Below are 13,647 nucleotides of genomic sequence, written 5' to 3' on the forward strand. Positions count from 1 at the left end.
CTGGCAGTTCCGTGTCAGTCCGCAGGCCAGCGCACGTCGCCGCAAACGACGAACATCTCGCGCTGGCCTTCTTCATTCAGCCTGTGAAAGGCGATGGACACGGTGACGCACAGCCCGCCGCCGTGCAGCGTGCGATAGGGCCGGGTGATCTGCAACTTGCCCGGTGTTTCCACCGCGCGCCGGAAGTAGGGCCGGCGGCTCCAGCGGGCGCCTTCTGACTCATTCAGCGGCGCGAACGCGTGGTTGCCTTCGCGTGTGCCGGTCCACAGGTGCCCGCCGATCTGCCGGCCATCCGGCCCGAGCAGGTAGCAGACCTCGGCATGGGCGAGCGAGAGGAAGGGCTTGCAGGCGTCGGCCATGGTGCGGCCGCCTTCCAGCAGCACCGATGCATGGCGGATGCCGTTGAGGTAGGGCGTCGTCTGGTCCTGGTAGAGGGTCTTGTCCGCGCGCCAGCCGAGGTCGAACTGCTGCCACGCCTGTTCGAGCTCGATGCACACGCGCGTGGGCGACGCCAGCTCGGCCTGCGGACGCCCGAAGAGGTAGCCCTGCACGAGGTCCACGTCGGCTTCGAGCGCGATGACGGCTTCGGTCGTCGTCTCCACGCCTTCCATGAGCACCAGCGCGCCGCACTCGTGCAGCAGCGACACCATCTGCACCACCACGCGCCGGGCCTGCAGGTCGGATGAAGCGCGCGCCACCAGGCTGCGGTCGAGCTTGACGATCTCGGGCCGCCAGCGCCACACGCGGTCGAAGTTGGAATGCCCCGCGCCGAAATCGTCGATGGCGATGAGGCAGCCTGCACGCCGTGCCCGGGCGATCGCCTCGGCGAAGCGCTCGGCGTCCTGCGTGGCTTCCTCGGTCACCTCGATCACCACGCGTCGCGCATCGAAGGCGTAGTGCTCGTGCAGGCGTCGGGTGAAGCCATCGGCCGGGCCGCCCATGCCGTGGGCGAACACGTCGGGGTTCACGTTGACGAAAACCCACTGGTCGTTGGGCGCCTGGCGGAAGTAGTTCACCATGTGCACCACCCGCGCCGTGCGGTCGCGCCACAGCAGCTCGTGGAAGCTGTCGGTGGCGAAGACTTCGGGGGGCGGCACGAAGGCGCCGGCATCGGTGTATGCGCGCAGCAGCGCCTCATGGCCCACCACGCGGCCGTGCGAGAGGCTGTAGATCGGCTGGAAAGCGCTGCGGTATTTCAGCCCCTCGCGCAAGGCGATGGCGTGCGCGCCTTCCTCGTGCATCCGCGCCAGCAGATGCTCGAAGCTGTCGGCACAGCGCGGGACGGGAAAGGCGGACACGCTCAGACCTTGAACGAACCCACCAGTTGCTGCAGCCCCTGGGCCTGCGTCGCCATGCCGGAGGACGCGGCCGCCGCGCGCTGCACCAGCGCCGCGTTGTCCTGGGTCACGCGGTCCATGCGCTCCACCGCCGTGCTCACCTCGAGGATGGACTGGCTCTGGTGGACGAGCGTGGACGAGATCTCGCCGAGGATGTCGTTCACGCTGCGCACTTCGTCGACGATCTCCTTCATCGTGCCGCCGGCCTGGCGCACGAGTTCGGAGCCGTCGTGCACGTGCTGCACGGCATCCATGATGAGGGTCTTGATCTCCTTGGCCGCGGTGGCGCTCTTCTTGGCCAGGCCTTGCACTTCGCCGGCCACCACCGCGAAGCCGCGGCCCTGCTCGCCGGCACGCGCGGCTTCCACCGCGGCGTTGAGCGCCAGGATGTTGGTCTGGAAGGCGATGCCTTCGATGACCTCGATGATGTCCACGATGCGCTTGGAGCTCACGCTGATGGAGTCCATGGTGGACACCACGCGGCTGACCACCTCGCCGCCGCGTTCGGCCACGCCCGATGCGCTTTGCGCGAGGTCGCTGGCCGAGCGCGCACGTTCAGCGCTGCCGCGAACGACCTGCGTCAGCTCCTTCATGCGTGCCGCGGTGTTGCGCAGCGCTTCCGCCTGGTCGGCTGTGGCCTTGGAGATGGCCGCGTTGCCGCCGTCGATCTGGCCCGATGCATCGGCAATCGCATCCGTCGAATCCTTGATGCGCGTGACCAGGTCGGTGAGCGTGTCTTCCATGTCGCCCAGCGCTTCGAGCAGGCGGCCGAACTCGCCGCCTCGCTCGGTGTGGAACTCCTGGCTGAGGTCGCCCGAGGCCACCGTCTCGGCGATGAGCACGGCCTCGGCCAGCGGCCGGTCGATGGCTCGGCCGACGATGGCGACGCTTGCCAACCCGATCACGAAGGCGAGGCCGGCCAGGCCGTACAGCATCCACTTCAGCGAGCTGACCTGCGAATCGATCGCCGCGGCGCTTGCCTGACGAGATGCTGACCCGGACAGGTCTGACAGGCCGCTCACGGCGAGGATGACAGCGCCGAACGTGCACAACAGCACAAGTCCGACGCCGATCATCACGAGACTGCGTGTCCTGAGTGAAGAGAGCATGGTTGTCCTTTCCGCAGAAACAGGTCCTGCGTCGGAAAGGACATCGGCGGCTTTGCGCCCAGCTTGAGCGCGAGCGGTATTTGTCCCGCTTTCAGAACAGCACCGGCTGCCCGGATTCAAAGGATTGCGCGGCCGCATCGGCCAGGCGCTGCGCGGCCACGCCGTCGGCCACGGTGGTGCGGAAGGCACCGCCGCTTTGAATCTGCTCGAAGAAGTGCGTGACTTCCAGCCGGTAGGCCTCGCGGTAGCGCTGCAGGAAGAAGTGCTCGGGGTTGTCCACGCTCGTGCCGCCGGAAGTGGCCTGGACCACTTCGGTGGGCCGGTGGTTGCCGCAGGCGAGCAGCCCCTTGGAGCCCAGCACCTCGAAGCGCTGGTCGTAGCCGTAGGCCGCGCGCCGCGAGGTGTTGATCTGGCACAGCCGGCCCTTCTTCGTGCGAATGGTCACGGCCGTGGAGTCGATGTCGCCGGCCTGCCCGATGGCCGGGTCGGTGAGGCACGAACCCGTGGCGCTCAGCCAGGCCGCCTCGTCGTCGAGGATCCAGCGGAACACGTCGAAGTCGTGGATGAGCATGTCGCGGAAGATGCCGCCCGACTGCTTGATGTAGTCCACCGGCGGCGCGCCCGGGTCGCGGCTGGTGATGACGAGCATCTCCGGCGTGCCGACGTCGCCGCGCGCGAGCCGCGTCTTCGCCTCGTTGAAGGTCGGGTCGAAGCGGCGCTGGAAGCCGATCATGCAGGCCACGCCCGCATCGGCCACCGCCTTCTCGCAGGCCTGGGCGCGCTCGACCGACAGGTCCACCGGCTTCTCGCAGAAGATGTGCTTGCGGGACTGCGCGGCGCGGGTGATGAGGTCGCTGTGGGTGGTGGTGGGCGAGGCGATGACCACCGCATCGATGCTCGCGTCGGCGAACACCTCGTCGATGGTGGCGGTGGCCTGCGCGCCGTGGGCGGCGGCCAGCTCGCGGGCATTGGCGATGAGCGGATCGCTCACCGTCTTGAGCGTGATGCCGGGCAGGGCGGCGAGGTTGGCGGCGTGGATGCGGCCGATGCGGCCGGCGCCGAAGAGGGCGACGTTCTTCATTGGGAAAACTCCGTGGGTGATGGCCCGCCGCCTAGGCCTGGGCGGCGAGGGATGTCGACGTTGGCTGGTATTCCAGCTCGATGTGGTAGGCCAGCGCGATGAACAGGCTTTGCGCCAGGCACATCGTGTTGGTGAGCGACCGGAAGCCGAAGGTCTCGCTTTCATGCACGATCAGCGCGGCGTGCGACTGCTGCGCGATCGGGCTCATCATGCTGTCGGTGATGGACACGAGCTTGGCGCCGCGCGACAGCGCGAGCTTCACGCAATGCAGCGTCTCGTCCGCATAGGGCGCGAAGCTGATGGCGATCATCACGTCGCCCTTGCGCAGGCTGCGCAGCTGGCCTTCGTGCATGCTGCCGAAGCCGCTGACGAGCTGGATGCGCTTGTCGGTGTGCTGCAAGGCGTAGGTGAGGTACGACGCCACCGCCGCCGAACGCCGTGCGCCCACCAGCCAGATGCCGTCGGCGCGGGCCAGCAGGTTCACCGCGTCGCTGAACACCGAGCTGTGCAGGTCGCGCTGCATCTCGTGCATGCCGGCGATGCTGCCGTTGATGAATTCGTAGGCGATGTCGCCGCTGGACAGCCGCCCCTTCGCGGATTCGATGACCGTGCGGATGCGCGACTGGTAGTTGCGCGCCGGCGAGAGCTGCTGCGACAGGCCGTCGCGGAAGATCTTCTGCATCTCGGTGTAGCCCGAGAAGCCAAAGTGCTTGGCGAAGCGGATGACCGCCGAGGGCTGCACGCCGCACTGGTCGGCCACGTCCTGGATGCGTTCGAGGCCGATGTGGTCGCGGTTGTGCTCCACGTAGCGGCCGATGATCTTCAACTGCCGGCTCAACTGCTCGAACTCCGCGGCGATGCGCTTGAGCAGGGCTTCCGCCTGCGGGTTGGCACCGCGGCTGGCCACGGGTGAGGGCGGAACGGAGCGCAGCTTCTTCATGGCCGCGACTATAGCCAGTTTCGGCAGAAAATAGAAAAAGAATTCTGCTGGGTTTGTTCCAAGGAAATTGTTTTCGTTGCTGCCTAGAATGCTCCACAGGCAGGGGAAGTCCGCGAACGAAGTTGTGCGCGCCACCTGTCGTGACAACGACATGAACTTGACTTGACCACCCACAGGAGAAGACATGAAAGCGATGACTCAACGCGGCCTGCTCAAGACCCTGGCGCTGGCTGCGCTCATGGCTTGCGGCGCCGCACACGCCGCCGGCCGCTACGTGCTGATCAGCCACGCGCCCGACTCGGACTCGTGGTGGAACACCATCAAGAATGCGGTGAAGCAGGCCGGCGAGGACTACGGCGTGCAGGTGGACTACCGCAACCCGCCCAACGGCGACCTGGCCGACATGGCGCGCCTGATCGAACAGGCCGCAGCGCAAGGCTATGACGGCGTGATCACCACCATCGCCGACTTCCAGGTGCTGCAAGGCGCGATGAAGAAGGTGACCGACAAGAAGATCCCGCTCATCACCATCAACTCCGGCACGCCGGAGCAAAGCGAGAAGCTGGGCGCCATCATGCACGTGGGCCAGCCGGAGTACGACGCCGGCAAGGGCGCGGGCGAGCGCGCGAAGGCCAAGGGCATCAAGAGCTTCCTGTGCGTGAACCACTACGCCACCAACCCGGCTTCGTTCGAGCGCTGCCGCGGCTTCGGCGATGCCATCGGCGTGGACTACAAGAAGTCCACGCTGGACGTGGGCGACGACCCGACGACCATCGAGTCCAAGGTGTCGGCCTACCTGCGCCAGAACCCGTCGACCGGTGCAGTGCTCGCGCTGGGCCCGACCTCGGCCCACCCGACGCTCAAGGCGCTGGAGAAGGCCGGCCTCACCGGCAAGATCTTCTTCGCCACCTTCGACCTGTCTGATGAGATCTCCGCCGGCATCAAGAGCGGCGCGGTGGCCTTCGCCATCGACCAGCAGCCCTACCTGCAAGGCTACATCCCGGTGGCGGAGATGGTGACGATGAAGACGCTGCACACCACCGATGCGAAGAAGGCGGCCGATGCGGTGAAGGCCAACCCGAAGTCGCAGGCGCGCTTCACCGAGTACGGCCTGGCACCGGCCTACGGTGCGCGGCACATCGGTTCGGGACCGGGCTTCGTGACCAAGGACAACATCGGCAAGGTCGAGAAGTACGCCGGCCAGTACCGCTGAGCCGACGACGCGCGGCCGGCGTGCGCCTCACGCATGCCGGCCCTTGACTGGAGCCCTGGAGTTCCTCATTCATGAATGCAGTCCCACAATCCATGCTGCCGCCATCCCTTGGCGATACCTACCCGCGAGGCCACGCCATGCCGACGGAGGTTCCATCCGCTCAAGCATCCGACGAGCGCGTGCGCGACGTCGGTGCGCTGAGGAAACTGCTCTCGCGACCGGAGTTCGGCTCTGTCTCCGGCGCCTTGCTCGTGTTCGCCATGTTCGCCGCCGTGGCCGGTGACTCCGGCATGTTCAGCGCCGAGGGCGTGGTGAACTGGGCCACCGTCGCCGCCTTCCTGGGCATCCTGGCCGCGGGCGCGGCGCTCCTGATGATCGGCGGCGAGTTCGACCTGTCCATCGGCTCGATGATCGGCTTCTCGGGAATGATGCTGGCCATTCCCTGCCTGTACTGGCACTGGCCGGTGTGGGCTGCGGCGGTGTTCGCCTTCGGCTGCGCGATGGCGCTGGGCGGCGTCAACGGCTGGCTGGTGGTGCGCACCGGGCTGCCGTCGTTCATCGTCACGCTGGCGTTCTATTTCATCCTGCGCGGGCTGTCGCTGGCACTGTCCACCACGCTCACGGGCAAGACCATCCTCAGCACCAACGGCGACCTGGTGCTGCGGCAGATCGTGAGCGCCGATCCCGTCATCGGCTCGCTCTTCCACGGCCACGTGCTCACCGGCCTCTTCAACAGCCTGGCGCATGCGGGCTTCATGGCGGCGCGCGACGATGGCACCGCGCTCGCCATCGGCGTGCCCAAGGTGGTGGTGTGGTGGCTGCTCATCACCGCAGCCGGCGCCTTCACCCTGGCGCGCACGCGCTTCGGCAACTGGGTGCTGGCCTCGGGCGGCGATCCGGTGGCCGCCAAGAACGTGGGCATCCCGGTGGCGCGGGTGAAGATCCTGCTCTTCGTGCTCATGGCCTTCTTCTCCACGCTGTTCGCCGTGCTGCAGGTGGCCGATGCGGGCTCCGCCGCTGCCGACCGAGGCTTGCAGAAGGAGTTCGAGGCCATCATCGCCGCGGTCATCGGCGGCTGCCTGCTCACCGGCGGCTACGGCTCGGTGGTGGGCGCGGCCTTCGGTGCGCTCATCTTCGGCATGGTGCAGATCGGCATCGGCTACACCAGCATCGACAACAACTGGTACCGCGTCTTCCTGGGCGTGATGCTGCTGGTGGCGGTGCTGTTCAACAACTACATCCGCCGGCGCTTCGCGCTGGGCAAGCGCTGAGAGGAGCAGCATGAGCGAGTACATCCTCCAGCTCGAGAACATCAGCAAGTTCTTCGGCCCGGTCATCGCGTTGAACGGCGTGACGCTGCGGCTTGCGAAGGGCGAGGTGCATTGCCTGCTGGGCGACAACGGCGCGGGCAAGTCCACGCTGATCAAGACCCTGGCCGGCGTGCATTGCCCCGACAAGGGCGAGTACCTCTTCGAAGGAAAACCCGTGCGCTTCGGCTCGCCGCGGCAGGCGCTGGACTGCGGCATCGCCACCGTCTACCAGGACCTGGCGCTGGTGCCGCTCATCAGCGTGGCGCGCAACTTCTTCATGGGCCGCGAGCCGCAGAAGAAGCTGTTCGGCGTCATCCCGGTGATGGACCACGAGCTGGCCGCGACCACCGCCCGCGACAAGCTGGCCGAGATGGGCATCAAGGTGCGCGACCCGCACCAGCCCATCGGCACCATGTCCGGCGGCGAGAAGCAGTGCCTGGCCATCGCGCGGGCCATCCATTTCGGCGCCAAGGTGCTCATCCTGGACGAGCCCACCGCGGCGCTCGGGGTGAAGCAAAGCGTGAACGTGCTCAAGCTCATCGCCAAGGCACGCCAGCGTGGCATCTCGGTCATCTTCATCACGCACAACGTGAACCACGCCTACCCGATCGGCGACAGCTTCACGCTGCTCAACCGTGGCAAGTCGCTGGGCACCTTCGCGAAGAACGAAGTCGCCAAGGACGAGGTGCTGGACATGATGGCCGGCGGTGCCGAGATGCAAAAGCTCGTGGCCGAGCTCGACGGCGTGACGATCTGAGGCAGGGAACGCATTCGAATGAGCACATTGACATTTCCCGACGGCCGCACGCACGACCTGGCCTGCCTGGGCCGCCTCGCGGTGGACCTGTACGCCCAGCAGGTGGGCTGCAAGCTGGAGGACGTGAGCAGCTTCGCCAAGTACCTGGGTGGCTCGTCGGCCAACATCGCCTTCGGGGCGGCGCGGCTGGGCCTGCGTGCGGCGATGATCTCGCGCGTGGGCGACGAGCAGATGGGGCGCTTCCTGCTGCAGACGCTGCAGCGCGAAGGCTGCGACACCTCGCAGGTGCAGGTGGACCCGCAACGCCTCACTGCGCTCGTGCTGCTGGGCCTGAAGGACCGGGACACCTTTCCCCTCATCTTCTACCGCGAGAACTGCGCCGACATGGCACTGGAGGCCGGCCTCATCCGCGAGGACTTCATCGCGCAATGCCGTGCGCTCTTGGTCACCGGCACGCACCTGAGCACGCCCAAGGTCCGCGAAGCGTCGAGCACGGCGCTGGCCCATGCCGGCCGCCACGGCACGGTGCGCGTGCTGGACATCGACTACCGCCCCGTGCTGTGGGGCCTGACGCAACGCGGCGACGGCGAGACGCGCTACGTGGCCAGCGAGCAGGTGACGCGGCAGCTGCAGGAGGTGCTGCCGCACTTCGAGCTCATCGTCGGGACGGAAGAGGAATTCATCATCGCCGGAGGGGTGCCGGGCGATCTGCTGGCCTCGCTGGGGCGCGTGCGCGAGGTGACGAAGGCTGCGCTTGTGGTCAAGCGTGGAGCGCAGGGGTGCACGTTCATCGAAGGACCTGTTCCTGGCCGCATCGACGATGCGCCCACGGTGCAGGGCGAACGCGTCGAGGTGTTGAACGTGCTCGGAGCGGGTGACGCCTTCCTCGCCGGCTTGATGAGCGGACTGCTGCGCGGCCAGGGCTTCGAGCAAGCGGCCAAGGTGGCCAACGCGTGTGGCGCCATCGTCGTGTCGCGCCATGCGTGTGCTCCGGCCATGCCCACGCCGCAGGAACTCGACCACTGGTTCTCCGGCCAACGGCACCCCAAGGTGGATTCGGACGCGCAGCTCGCGCACCTGCACCGCGTCACGCCGCGCCGTGCCGACTGGTCGCACCTGTGCGTGATGGCCTTTGACCACCGGCCGCAGTTCATCGAGATCGCGCGCGAGGCCGGCGTGGGCGAGGAGCGCATCAAGGACCTGAAGAAACTGCTCGTGCGCGCCGTGGAAACGGTGGAACAGCGCAAGTCGCTGCAAGGCCGCATCGGCGTGCTGTGCGACAGCGCGCATGGCGAGGATGCCCTGCATGCCGCCACAGGCCGCGGCTGGTGGGTGGGCCGCCCGGTCGAGCTGCCGGGATCGCGTCCGCTGCGCTTCGACATCGGCGACTCCATCGCCTCGCAGCTCATCCACTGGCCCGCGGAGCAGACGGTGAAGTGCCTGGTGCACTACCACCCGGACGACGCCGTGCCCCTGCGGCTGGAGCAGGAGACGCAGGTCCTCACGCTGTGGGAGGCCACGCGCGAGAGCGGTCACGAGCTGCTGATCGAGCTCATCCCGCCGCGCGAAATGACGGCTGCCGGCACGGCCGACGCGGCGGTGCTTCGTTCCGTCAAGCGGCTGTACAACCTCGGCGTGAAGCCGGAATGGTGGAAGCTCGCGCCCATGCAGTCCGACGGCTGGGCGCAGTTGCAGGCGCTGGTGCAAGAGCGCGATCCGATGTGCCGCGGCGCGACCATCCTCGGATTGAACCAGCCGCTCGAGCAACTGGCGCAAACCTTCGGCCAGGCCCGCAACCCCATCGTCAAGGGCTTCATGGTGGGCCGCACGCTGTGGGCGCAAGCCAGCCTGGGCTGGCTGCGCGGCCAGGTGAGCGACCAGCAGTTCATCGACGAGGTGTCGCGCAACTTCGGCGCGCTGGTGGATGCCTGGCGCGAGACGCATCCTGAGGAGGTGCACGCATGAGCGCGGTGAAGACGGTGCGCCTGACGATGGCCCAGGCGCTGGTGGGCCATCTGGCGGCACTCATGGTGCGCGAGCCGGACGGCCCACTGGTGCCTTACCTCGGCGGTGTCTTCTCCATCTTCGGCCACGGCAACGTCGCCGGACTGGGCGAGGCCTTGTGGGCGCAGCGCGAGACGCTGCCCACCTTCCGCGCCCACAACGAGCAGGCGATGGCGCATGCGGCCATTGCGTACTCGAAGGCATTGTTCCGGCGCCGCATCATGGCGGTGACCACGTCCATCGGTCCGGGCGCCACCAACCTGGTGACGGCTGCCGCATTGGCCCATGTCAACCGCCTGCCGGTGCTGCTGCTGCCGGGTGACACCTTCGTCTCCCGCGCGCCCGACCCGGTGCTGCAGCAGATCGAGGACTTCGCCGACCCCGCCGTGACGGCCAACGACTGCTTCCGTCCGGTGACGCGCTACTTCGACCGCATCGTGCGGCCGGAACAGATCCTCACGGCCTTGCCGCGCGCCATCGCGGTGATGACCGATCCCGCGCAGTGCGGCCCCGTGTGCCTGGCCTTGCCGCAGGACGTGCAGACGCAGGCCTTCGATTGCCCGGAGAGCTTCCTGCATCCGGCGCCCATCGAGTTCCATCGGCCGCAGCCGGATGCGGCGCAGCTTCGCCAGGCGGCCCAGCTCGTCTCGCAGTCGCGCAGGCCGTTCATCGTCGCGGGCGGCGGCGTGCTCTACAGCGAGGCCGCTGCCGCCTTGCGGGACTTCATCGACAGGCACGGCATTCCCGTGGGCGAGACCCAGGCGGGCAAGGGCAGCCTCGCCTGGGACCACGCGCTGAACATGGGCGCGATCGGCGTCACGGGGGCACCATCGGCCAACACCTTGGCCGCGGAGGCGGACCTCGTGCTGGCCGTCGGCACGCGGCTGCAGGACTTCACCACCGGGTCCCACACGCTGTTCCCGAAGGCGAAGCTGGTCCATCTCAACGTGCAGGACTTCGACGCGCGCAAGTGGGGCGGCGTGCCCGTGGTGGGCGACGCGCGCCTGGGGCTGGAACAGATGTCGGCAGCGCTGGGCAACTGGCAGTCCGATGGCGCCTGGACGGCCCGTGCCCGGCAACTCGGCCATGGCTGGCGCGACCGCGTCCATGAACTCACCACGGCCGTGCCTGCGGCGCTGCCGTACGACGCCGAGGTGATCGGCGCGGTGCGCGACTCCACGGTGGACTCGCCAGCCGGCGACGTCGTGGTCTGCGCCGCCGGCACCCTGCCGGCCGAACTGCACAAGCTGTGGCGTGCGGCCGGCCCCGGCAACTACCACATGGAGTACGGCTACTCGTGCATGGGCTATGAGATCGCCGGTGGCCTGGGCGTGAAGATGGCGCGGCCGAACCAGGAGGTGATCGTCATGGTGGGCGACGGCTCCTACCTGATGATGAACTCGGAGATCGCCACGTCCGTCATGCTGGGCCGCAAGCTCATCGTCGTGGTGCTGGACAACCGCGGCTTCGGCTGCATCCACCGCCTGCAGCGCGCGACCGGCAATGCGCGCTTCAACAACCTGTTGTCGGACTGCATGCCCGAAGGCGGGCAGGGCGCCGAGATCGACTTTGCGCTGCACGCACGCAGCCTCGGTGCCCGCTCGGCGCATGTGGGCAGCGTGGCGGAGCTCAAGTCGGAGATGGCCAAGGCCCGGCAGGCGCGCACGACCACCGTGCTGGTCATCGACACCTCGCCCGAGCGCACCACGGCCGAAGGCGGCTGCTGGTGGGAGGTGGCCGTGCCCGAGGTGTCGGCCCGCGCCGAGGTGCGCGAGGCCCATCGGCAATACACCGAGGCCCGCAAGGCCCAGAGAACCTGAACACACGAATGAGGACCATCGCTTCATGACCCCCTGGAACGTACGCATCGGCATCAACCCCATCTCGTGGAGCAACGACGACCTGCCCGCGCTGGGCGGCGAGACGCCGCTGGAGACCGCACTGAGCGAAGGCGCAGAGATCGGCTACGAGGGCTTCGAGCTGGGCAACAAGTTTCCCAAGGACCCGCAGGCGCTGAAGGCCAAGCTGGCGGAGTTCAAGGTGGCTTGCGTGTCGGGCTGGTATTCGGGCCGCCTGGCCGAGGACACGCTGGACAACGAGATCGAGCGCTGCGCCGCGCACATGGACAAGCTGCGTGTGCAAGGCTGCAAGGTGGTGGTGTATGGCGAGGTGGCCGGCTCCATCCAGGGTGACATCGAGATGCCGCTGGCGCGCCGCCCGCGCTTTCGCTCGGATGAGGAGTGGAAGGCCTATGCGAAGCGCCTCAACGCCTTCGGCGAGCACCTGAAGGCGAGCTACGGCATCACGCTGGCCTACCACCACCACATGGGCGCCTACGTCGAATCGCCGGAGGACGTGGACCGGTTGATGAGCGAAACCGATGAGAACGTCGGCCTGCTGTTCGACACCGGCCATGCCTTCTTCGGCGGTGCCGGCGACCCGGTGGCTTTGCTCAAGCGCCACGTGAAGCGGGTCGTGCACGTGCACTGCAAGGACGTGCGCGCCGAGGTGGTGGCCATGGCGCGAAACCGGCAGTGGGCCTTCCTGCAGTCGGTGATCAACGGCGCGTTCACGGTGCCGGGCGATGGCGCCATCGACTTCCGCGCCGTGCTGCGCACCTTGCATGACGCAGGCTACGAAGGCTGGCTGGTGGTGGAAGCCGAGCAGGACCCGGCCGTGGCCCCCAGCTACCAATACGCGAGCCTGGGCTTCAAGACGCTGTCGGGCATCGTGCGCGACATCAACGAGGGGCGGTCATGACGGCAACCCGCAGCCCCTTGCTCGTGAAGGCGAGCCGCAGCGAGCGCACCATCGTCGAGGTCACGCCCGAGTCGGCCGGCTGGCGCTACGTGGGGTTCAAGGCGATCCGTTTGCGGGCTGGCGAAGGCGAATCGGTGTCCACCGGCGACCGCGAGCTGTGCATCGTGGTATTGACTGGTACCGTGGACCTGGCCGTGGGCGACGAGGTGTTCAGAAAGCTCGGAACGCGGCAGAGCGTCTTCGAGGACAAGTCGCCGGCGGCCTTGTATGTTCCCGGGGACCGGGCCGTGACGATCACCGCCTGCAGCGACGCCGAGATCGCGCTGTGCTCCGCGCCCTCGACCGGCCGCCACGAGGTGCGCCTGATCGATTCGCAGGGCATGCGTCGCAGCGTTCGCGGCCAGGGCAGCAACACCCGGTACATCTGCGACATCCTGCCGCAGGACGACCCGCTGGCCGAGCACTTGCTGGTGGTGGAGGTGCTCACGCCGGCCGGCCATTCCTCCAGCTACCCGCCGCACAAGCACGACCGCGATGCAGCGCCGGAAGAAACCCAGCTCGAAGAGACCTACTACCACCGGCTCAACCCTTCCCAGGGCTTTGCGTTCCAGCGCGTCTACACCGATGACCGCAGCCTGGACGAAGCCATCACCGTCGAGAACCACGACACCGTGATGGTCCCCAGGGGCTACCACCCCTGCGTCGCACCGCATGGCTACGACTTGTACTACCTGAACGTCATGGCGGGCCCTGGGCGCCAGTGGTGTTTCAAGAACGACCCGGAGCACGAATGGATGTTGCGCACCGAGTCATGACCCCGCCGCGCTGAGCGCGCGGCCACCCCGAACCGAGTCGTTGCCGCAGCGCCGCCGTGCTGCGGCCGGGGATTGCTTTGCCTTCTCATTCCACAACCCGACACAAGGAGACAAGACATGGGACTTTCGCGTCACGCACGATTTGCACTGAGCTCGATGGCACTGGCCAGCCTGGGCCTGGCCGCGGTGCCGGCCTCGGCGGTGGACTGGGGCGGATACTTCCGCACGGGCCCCGGGGCCACGAGCAAGGACCACGCGCGCAACTGCTACGCGCTGAACGCTGTGGAAGGCCTGAAGTACCGCCTCGGCAACGAGTGCGAC

General features: G+C 67.7%; 12 protein-coding genes. 8 read left to right on the forward strand and 4 right to left on the reverse strand.

Annotated features, from left to right (window positions below; genetic code table 11):
- Positions 1–14: 14 nt before the first annotated feature.
- The 4 genes from DZC73_RS25070 to DZC73_RS25085 form a co-directional block, all read right to left on the reverse strand.
- Positions 15–1,298, reverse strand: a complete 1,284-nt coding sequence (locus DZC73_RS25070; protein ID WP_124543102.1) for a sensor domain-containing phosphodiesterase — start codon at positions 1,296–1,298, stop codon at positions 15–17.
- A 2-nt stretch (positions 1,299–1,300) separates the two neighbouring features.
- Entirely contained in the window at positions 1,301–2,446 is a 1,146-nt protein-coding gene (locus DZC73_RS25075) for a methyl-accepting chemotaxis protein (RefSeq protein ID WP_235835271.1), read from the reverse strand.
- A 91-nt stretch (positions 2,447–2,537) separates the two neighbouring features.
- Entirely contained in the window at positions 2,538–3,527 is a 990-nt protein-coding gene (iolG, locus tag DZC73_RS25080; RefSeq protein ID WP_124543103.1) for an inositol 2-dehydrogenase, read from the reverse strand.
- A 31-nt stretch (positions 3,528–3,558) separates the two neighbouring features.
- The gene (locus tag DZC73_RS25085) at positions 3,559–4,467 is read right to left on the reverse strand and encodes a MurR/RpiR family transcriptional regulator (protein ID WP_124543104.1); all 909 of its coding nucleotides are present in this window, start codon (positions 4,465–4,467) and stop codon (positions 3,559–3,561) included.
- Between the two features lie 184 nt (positions 4,468–4,651).
- Here DZC73_RS25085 and DZC73_RS25090 point away from each other — a divergent pair, with 184 nt between their 5' ends.
- From DZC73_RS25090 to DZC73_RS25125, 8 genes are all read left to right on the forward strand, one after another.
- The gene (locus tag DZC73_RS25090) at positions 4,652–5,680 is read left to right on the forward strand and encodes a sugar ABC transporter substrate-binding protein (RefSeq protein ID WP_124543105.1); all 1,029 of its coding nucleotides are present in this window, start codon (positions 4,652–4,654) and stop codon (positions 5,678–5,680) included.
- Positions 5,681–5,772: 92 nt separating this feature from the next.
- The gene (locus DZC73_RS25095; RefSeq protein WP_407924127.1) at positions 5,773–6,951 is read left to right on the forward strand and encodes an ABC transporter permease; all 1,179 of its coding nucleotides are present in this window, start codon (positions 5,773–5,775) and stop codon (positions 6,949–6,951) included.
- A 10-nt stretch (positions 6,952–6,961) separates the two neighbouring features.
- Positions 6,962–7,747 carry an ATP-binding cassette domain-containing protein gene (locus tag DZC73_RS25100; RefSeq protein WP_124543106.1) on the forward strand — a complete coding sequence of 262 codons (786 nt, stop codon included), beginning with the start codon at positions 6,962–6,964 and terminating at the stop codon, positions 7,745–7,747.
- Between the two features lie 18 nt (positions 7,748–7,765).
- A complete protein-coding gene (locus DZC73_RS25105; RefSeq protein ID WP_124543107.1) occupies positions 7,766–9,712 on the forward strand; it encodes a bifunctional 5-dehydro-2-deoxygluconokinase/5-dehydro-2-deoxyphosphogluconate aldolase in 1,947 nt (648 codons plus the stop codon).
- Entirely contained in the window at positions 9,709–11,571 is a 1,863-nt protein-coding gene (iolD, locus tag DZC73_RS25110; RefSeq protein ID WP_124543108.1) for a 3D-(3,5/4)-trihydroxycyclohexane-1,2-dione acylhydrolase (decyclizing), read from the forward strand. The genes DZC73_RS25105 and iolD overlap by 4 nt, the downstream gene beginning before the upstream one ends.
- Positions 11,572–11,596: 25 nt before the next feature.
- The gene (gene iolE / locus DZC73_RS25115) at positions 11,597–12,511 is read left to right on the forward strand and encodes a myo-inosose-2 dehydratase (RefSeq protein WP_124543109.1); all 915 of its coding nucleotides are present in this window, start codon (positions 11,597–11,599) and stop codon (positions 12,509–12,511) included.
- Positions 12,508–13,326, forward strand: a complete 819-nt coding sequence (gene iolB, locus DZC73_RS25120; protein WP_124543110.1) for a 5-deoxy-glucuronate isomerase — start codon at positions 12,508–12,510, stop codon at positions 13,324–13,326. Before iolE ends, iolB begins: the two co-directional genes overlap by 4 nt.
- Before the next feature lie 117 nt (positions 13,327–13,443).
- The coding region (locus DZC73_RS25125) for a carbohydrate porin (protein WP_328589535.1) at positions 13,444–13,647 on the forward strand (204 nt) is incomplete at its 3' end.

The sequence above is a fragment of the Rhizobacter terrae genome, assembly GCF_003852895.1.
GTDB classification, from domain to species: Bacteria; Pseudomonadota; Gammaproteobacteria; order Burkholderiales; family Burkholderiaceae_C; genus Albitalea; species Albitalea terrae.

Excerpts from the sequence above, each read along its gene's own strand:
- DZC73_RS25105 (WP_124543107.1), top strand. The coding sequence starts at position 7,766 with ATGAGCACATTGACATTTCCCGACGGCCGCACGCACGACCTGGCCTGC.
- iolE (WP_124543109.1), top strand. The coding sequence starts at position 11,597 with ATGACCCCCTGGAACGTACGCATCGGCATCAACCCCATCTCGTGGAGC.
- DZC73_RS25085 (WP_124543104.1), bottom strand. The coding sequence starts at position 4,467 with ATGAAGAAGCTGCGCTCCGTTCCGCCCTCACCCGTGGCCAGCCGCGGT.
- DZC73_RS25100 (WP_124543106.1), top strand. The coding sequence starts at position 6,962 with ATGAGCGAGTACATCCTCCAGCTCGAGAACATCAGCAAGTTCTTCGGC.
- iolB (WP_124543110.1), top strand. The coding sequence starts at position 12,508 with ATGACGGCAACCCGCAGCCCCTTGCTCGTGAAGGCGAGCCGCAGCGAG.
- DZC73_RS25095 (WP_407924127.1), top strand. The coding sequence starts at position 5,773 with ATGCTGCCGCCATCCCTTGGCGATACCTACCCGCGAGGCCACGCCATG.
- iolD (WP_124543108.1), top strand. The coding sequence starts at position 9,709 with ATGAGCGCGGTGAAGACGGTGCGCCTGACGATGGCCCAGGCGCTGGTG.
- iolG (WP_124543103.1), bottom strand. The coding sequence starts at position 3,527 with ATGAAGAACGTCGCCCTCTTCGGCGCCGGCCGCATCGGCCGCATCCAC.
- DZC73_RS25090 (WP_124543105.1), top strand. The coding sequence starts at position 4,652 with ATGAAAGCGATGACTCAACGCGGCCTGCTCAAGACCCTGGCGCTGGCT.
- DZC73_RS25075 (WP_235835271.1), bottom strand. The coding sequence starts at position 2,446 with ATGCTCTCTTCACTCAGGACACGCAGTCTCGTGATGATCGGCGTCGGA.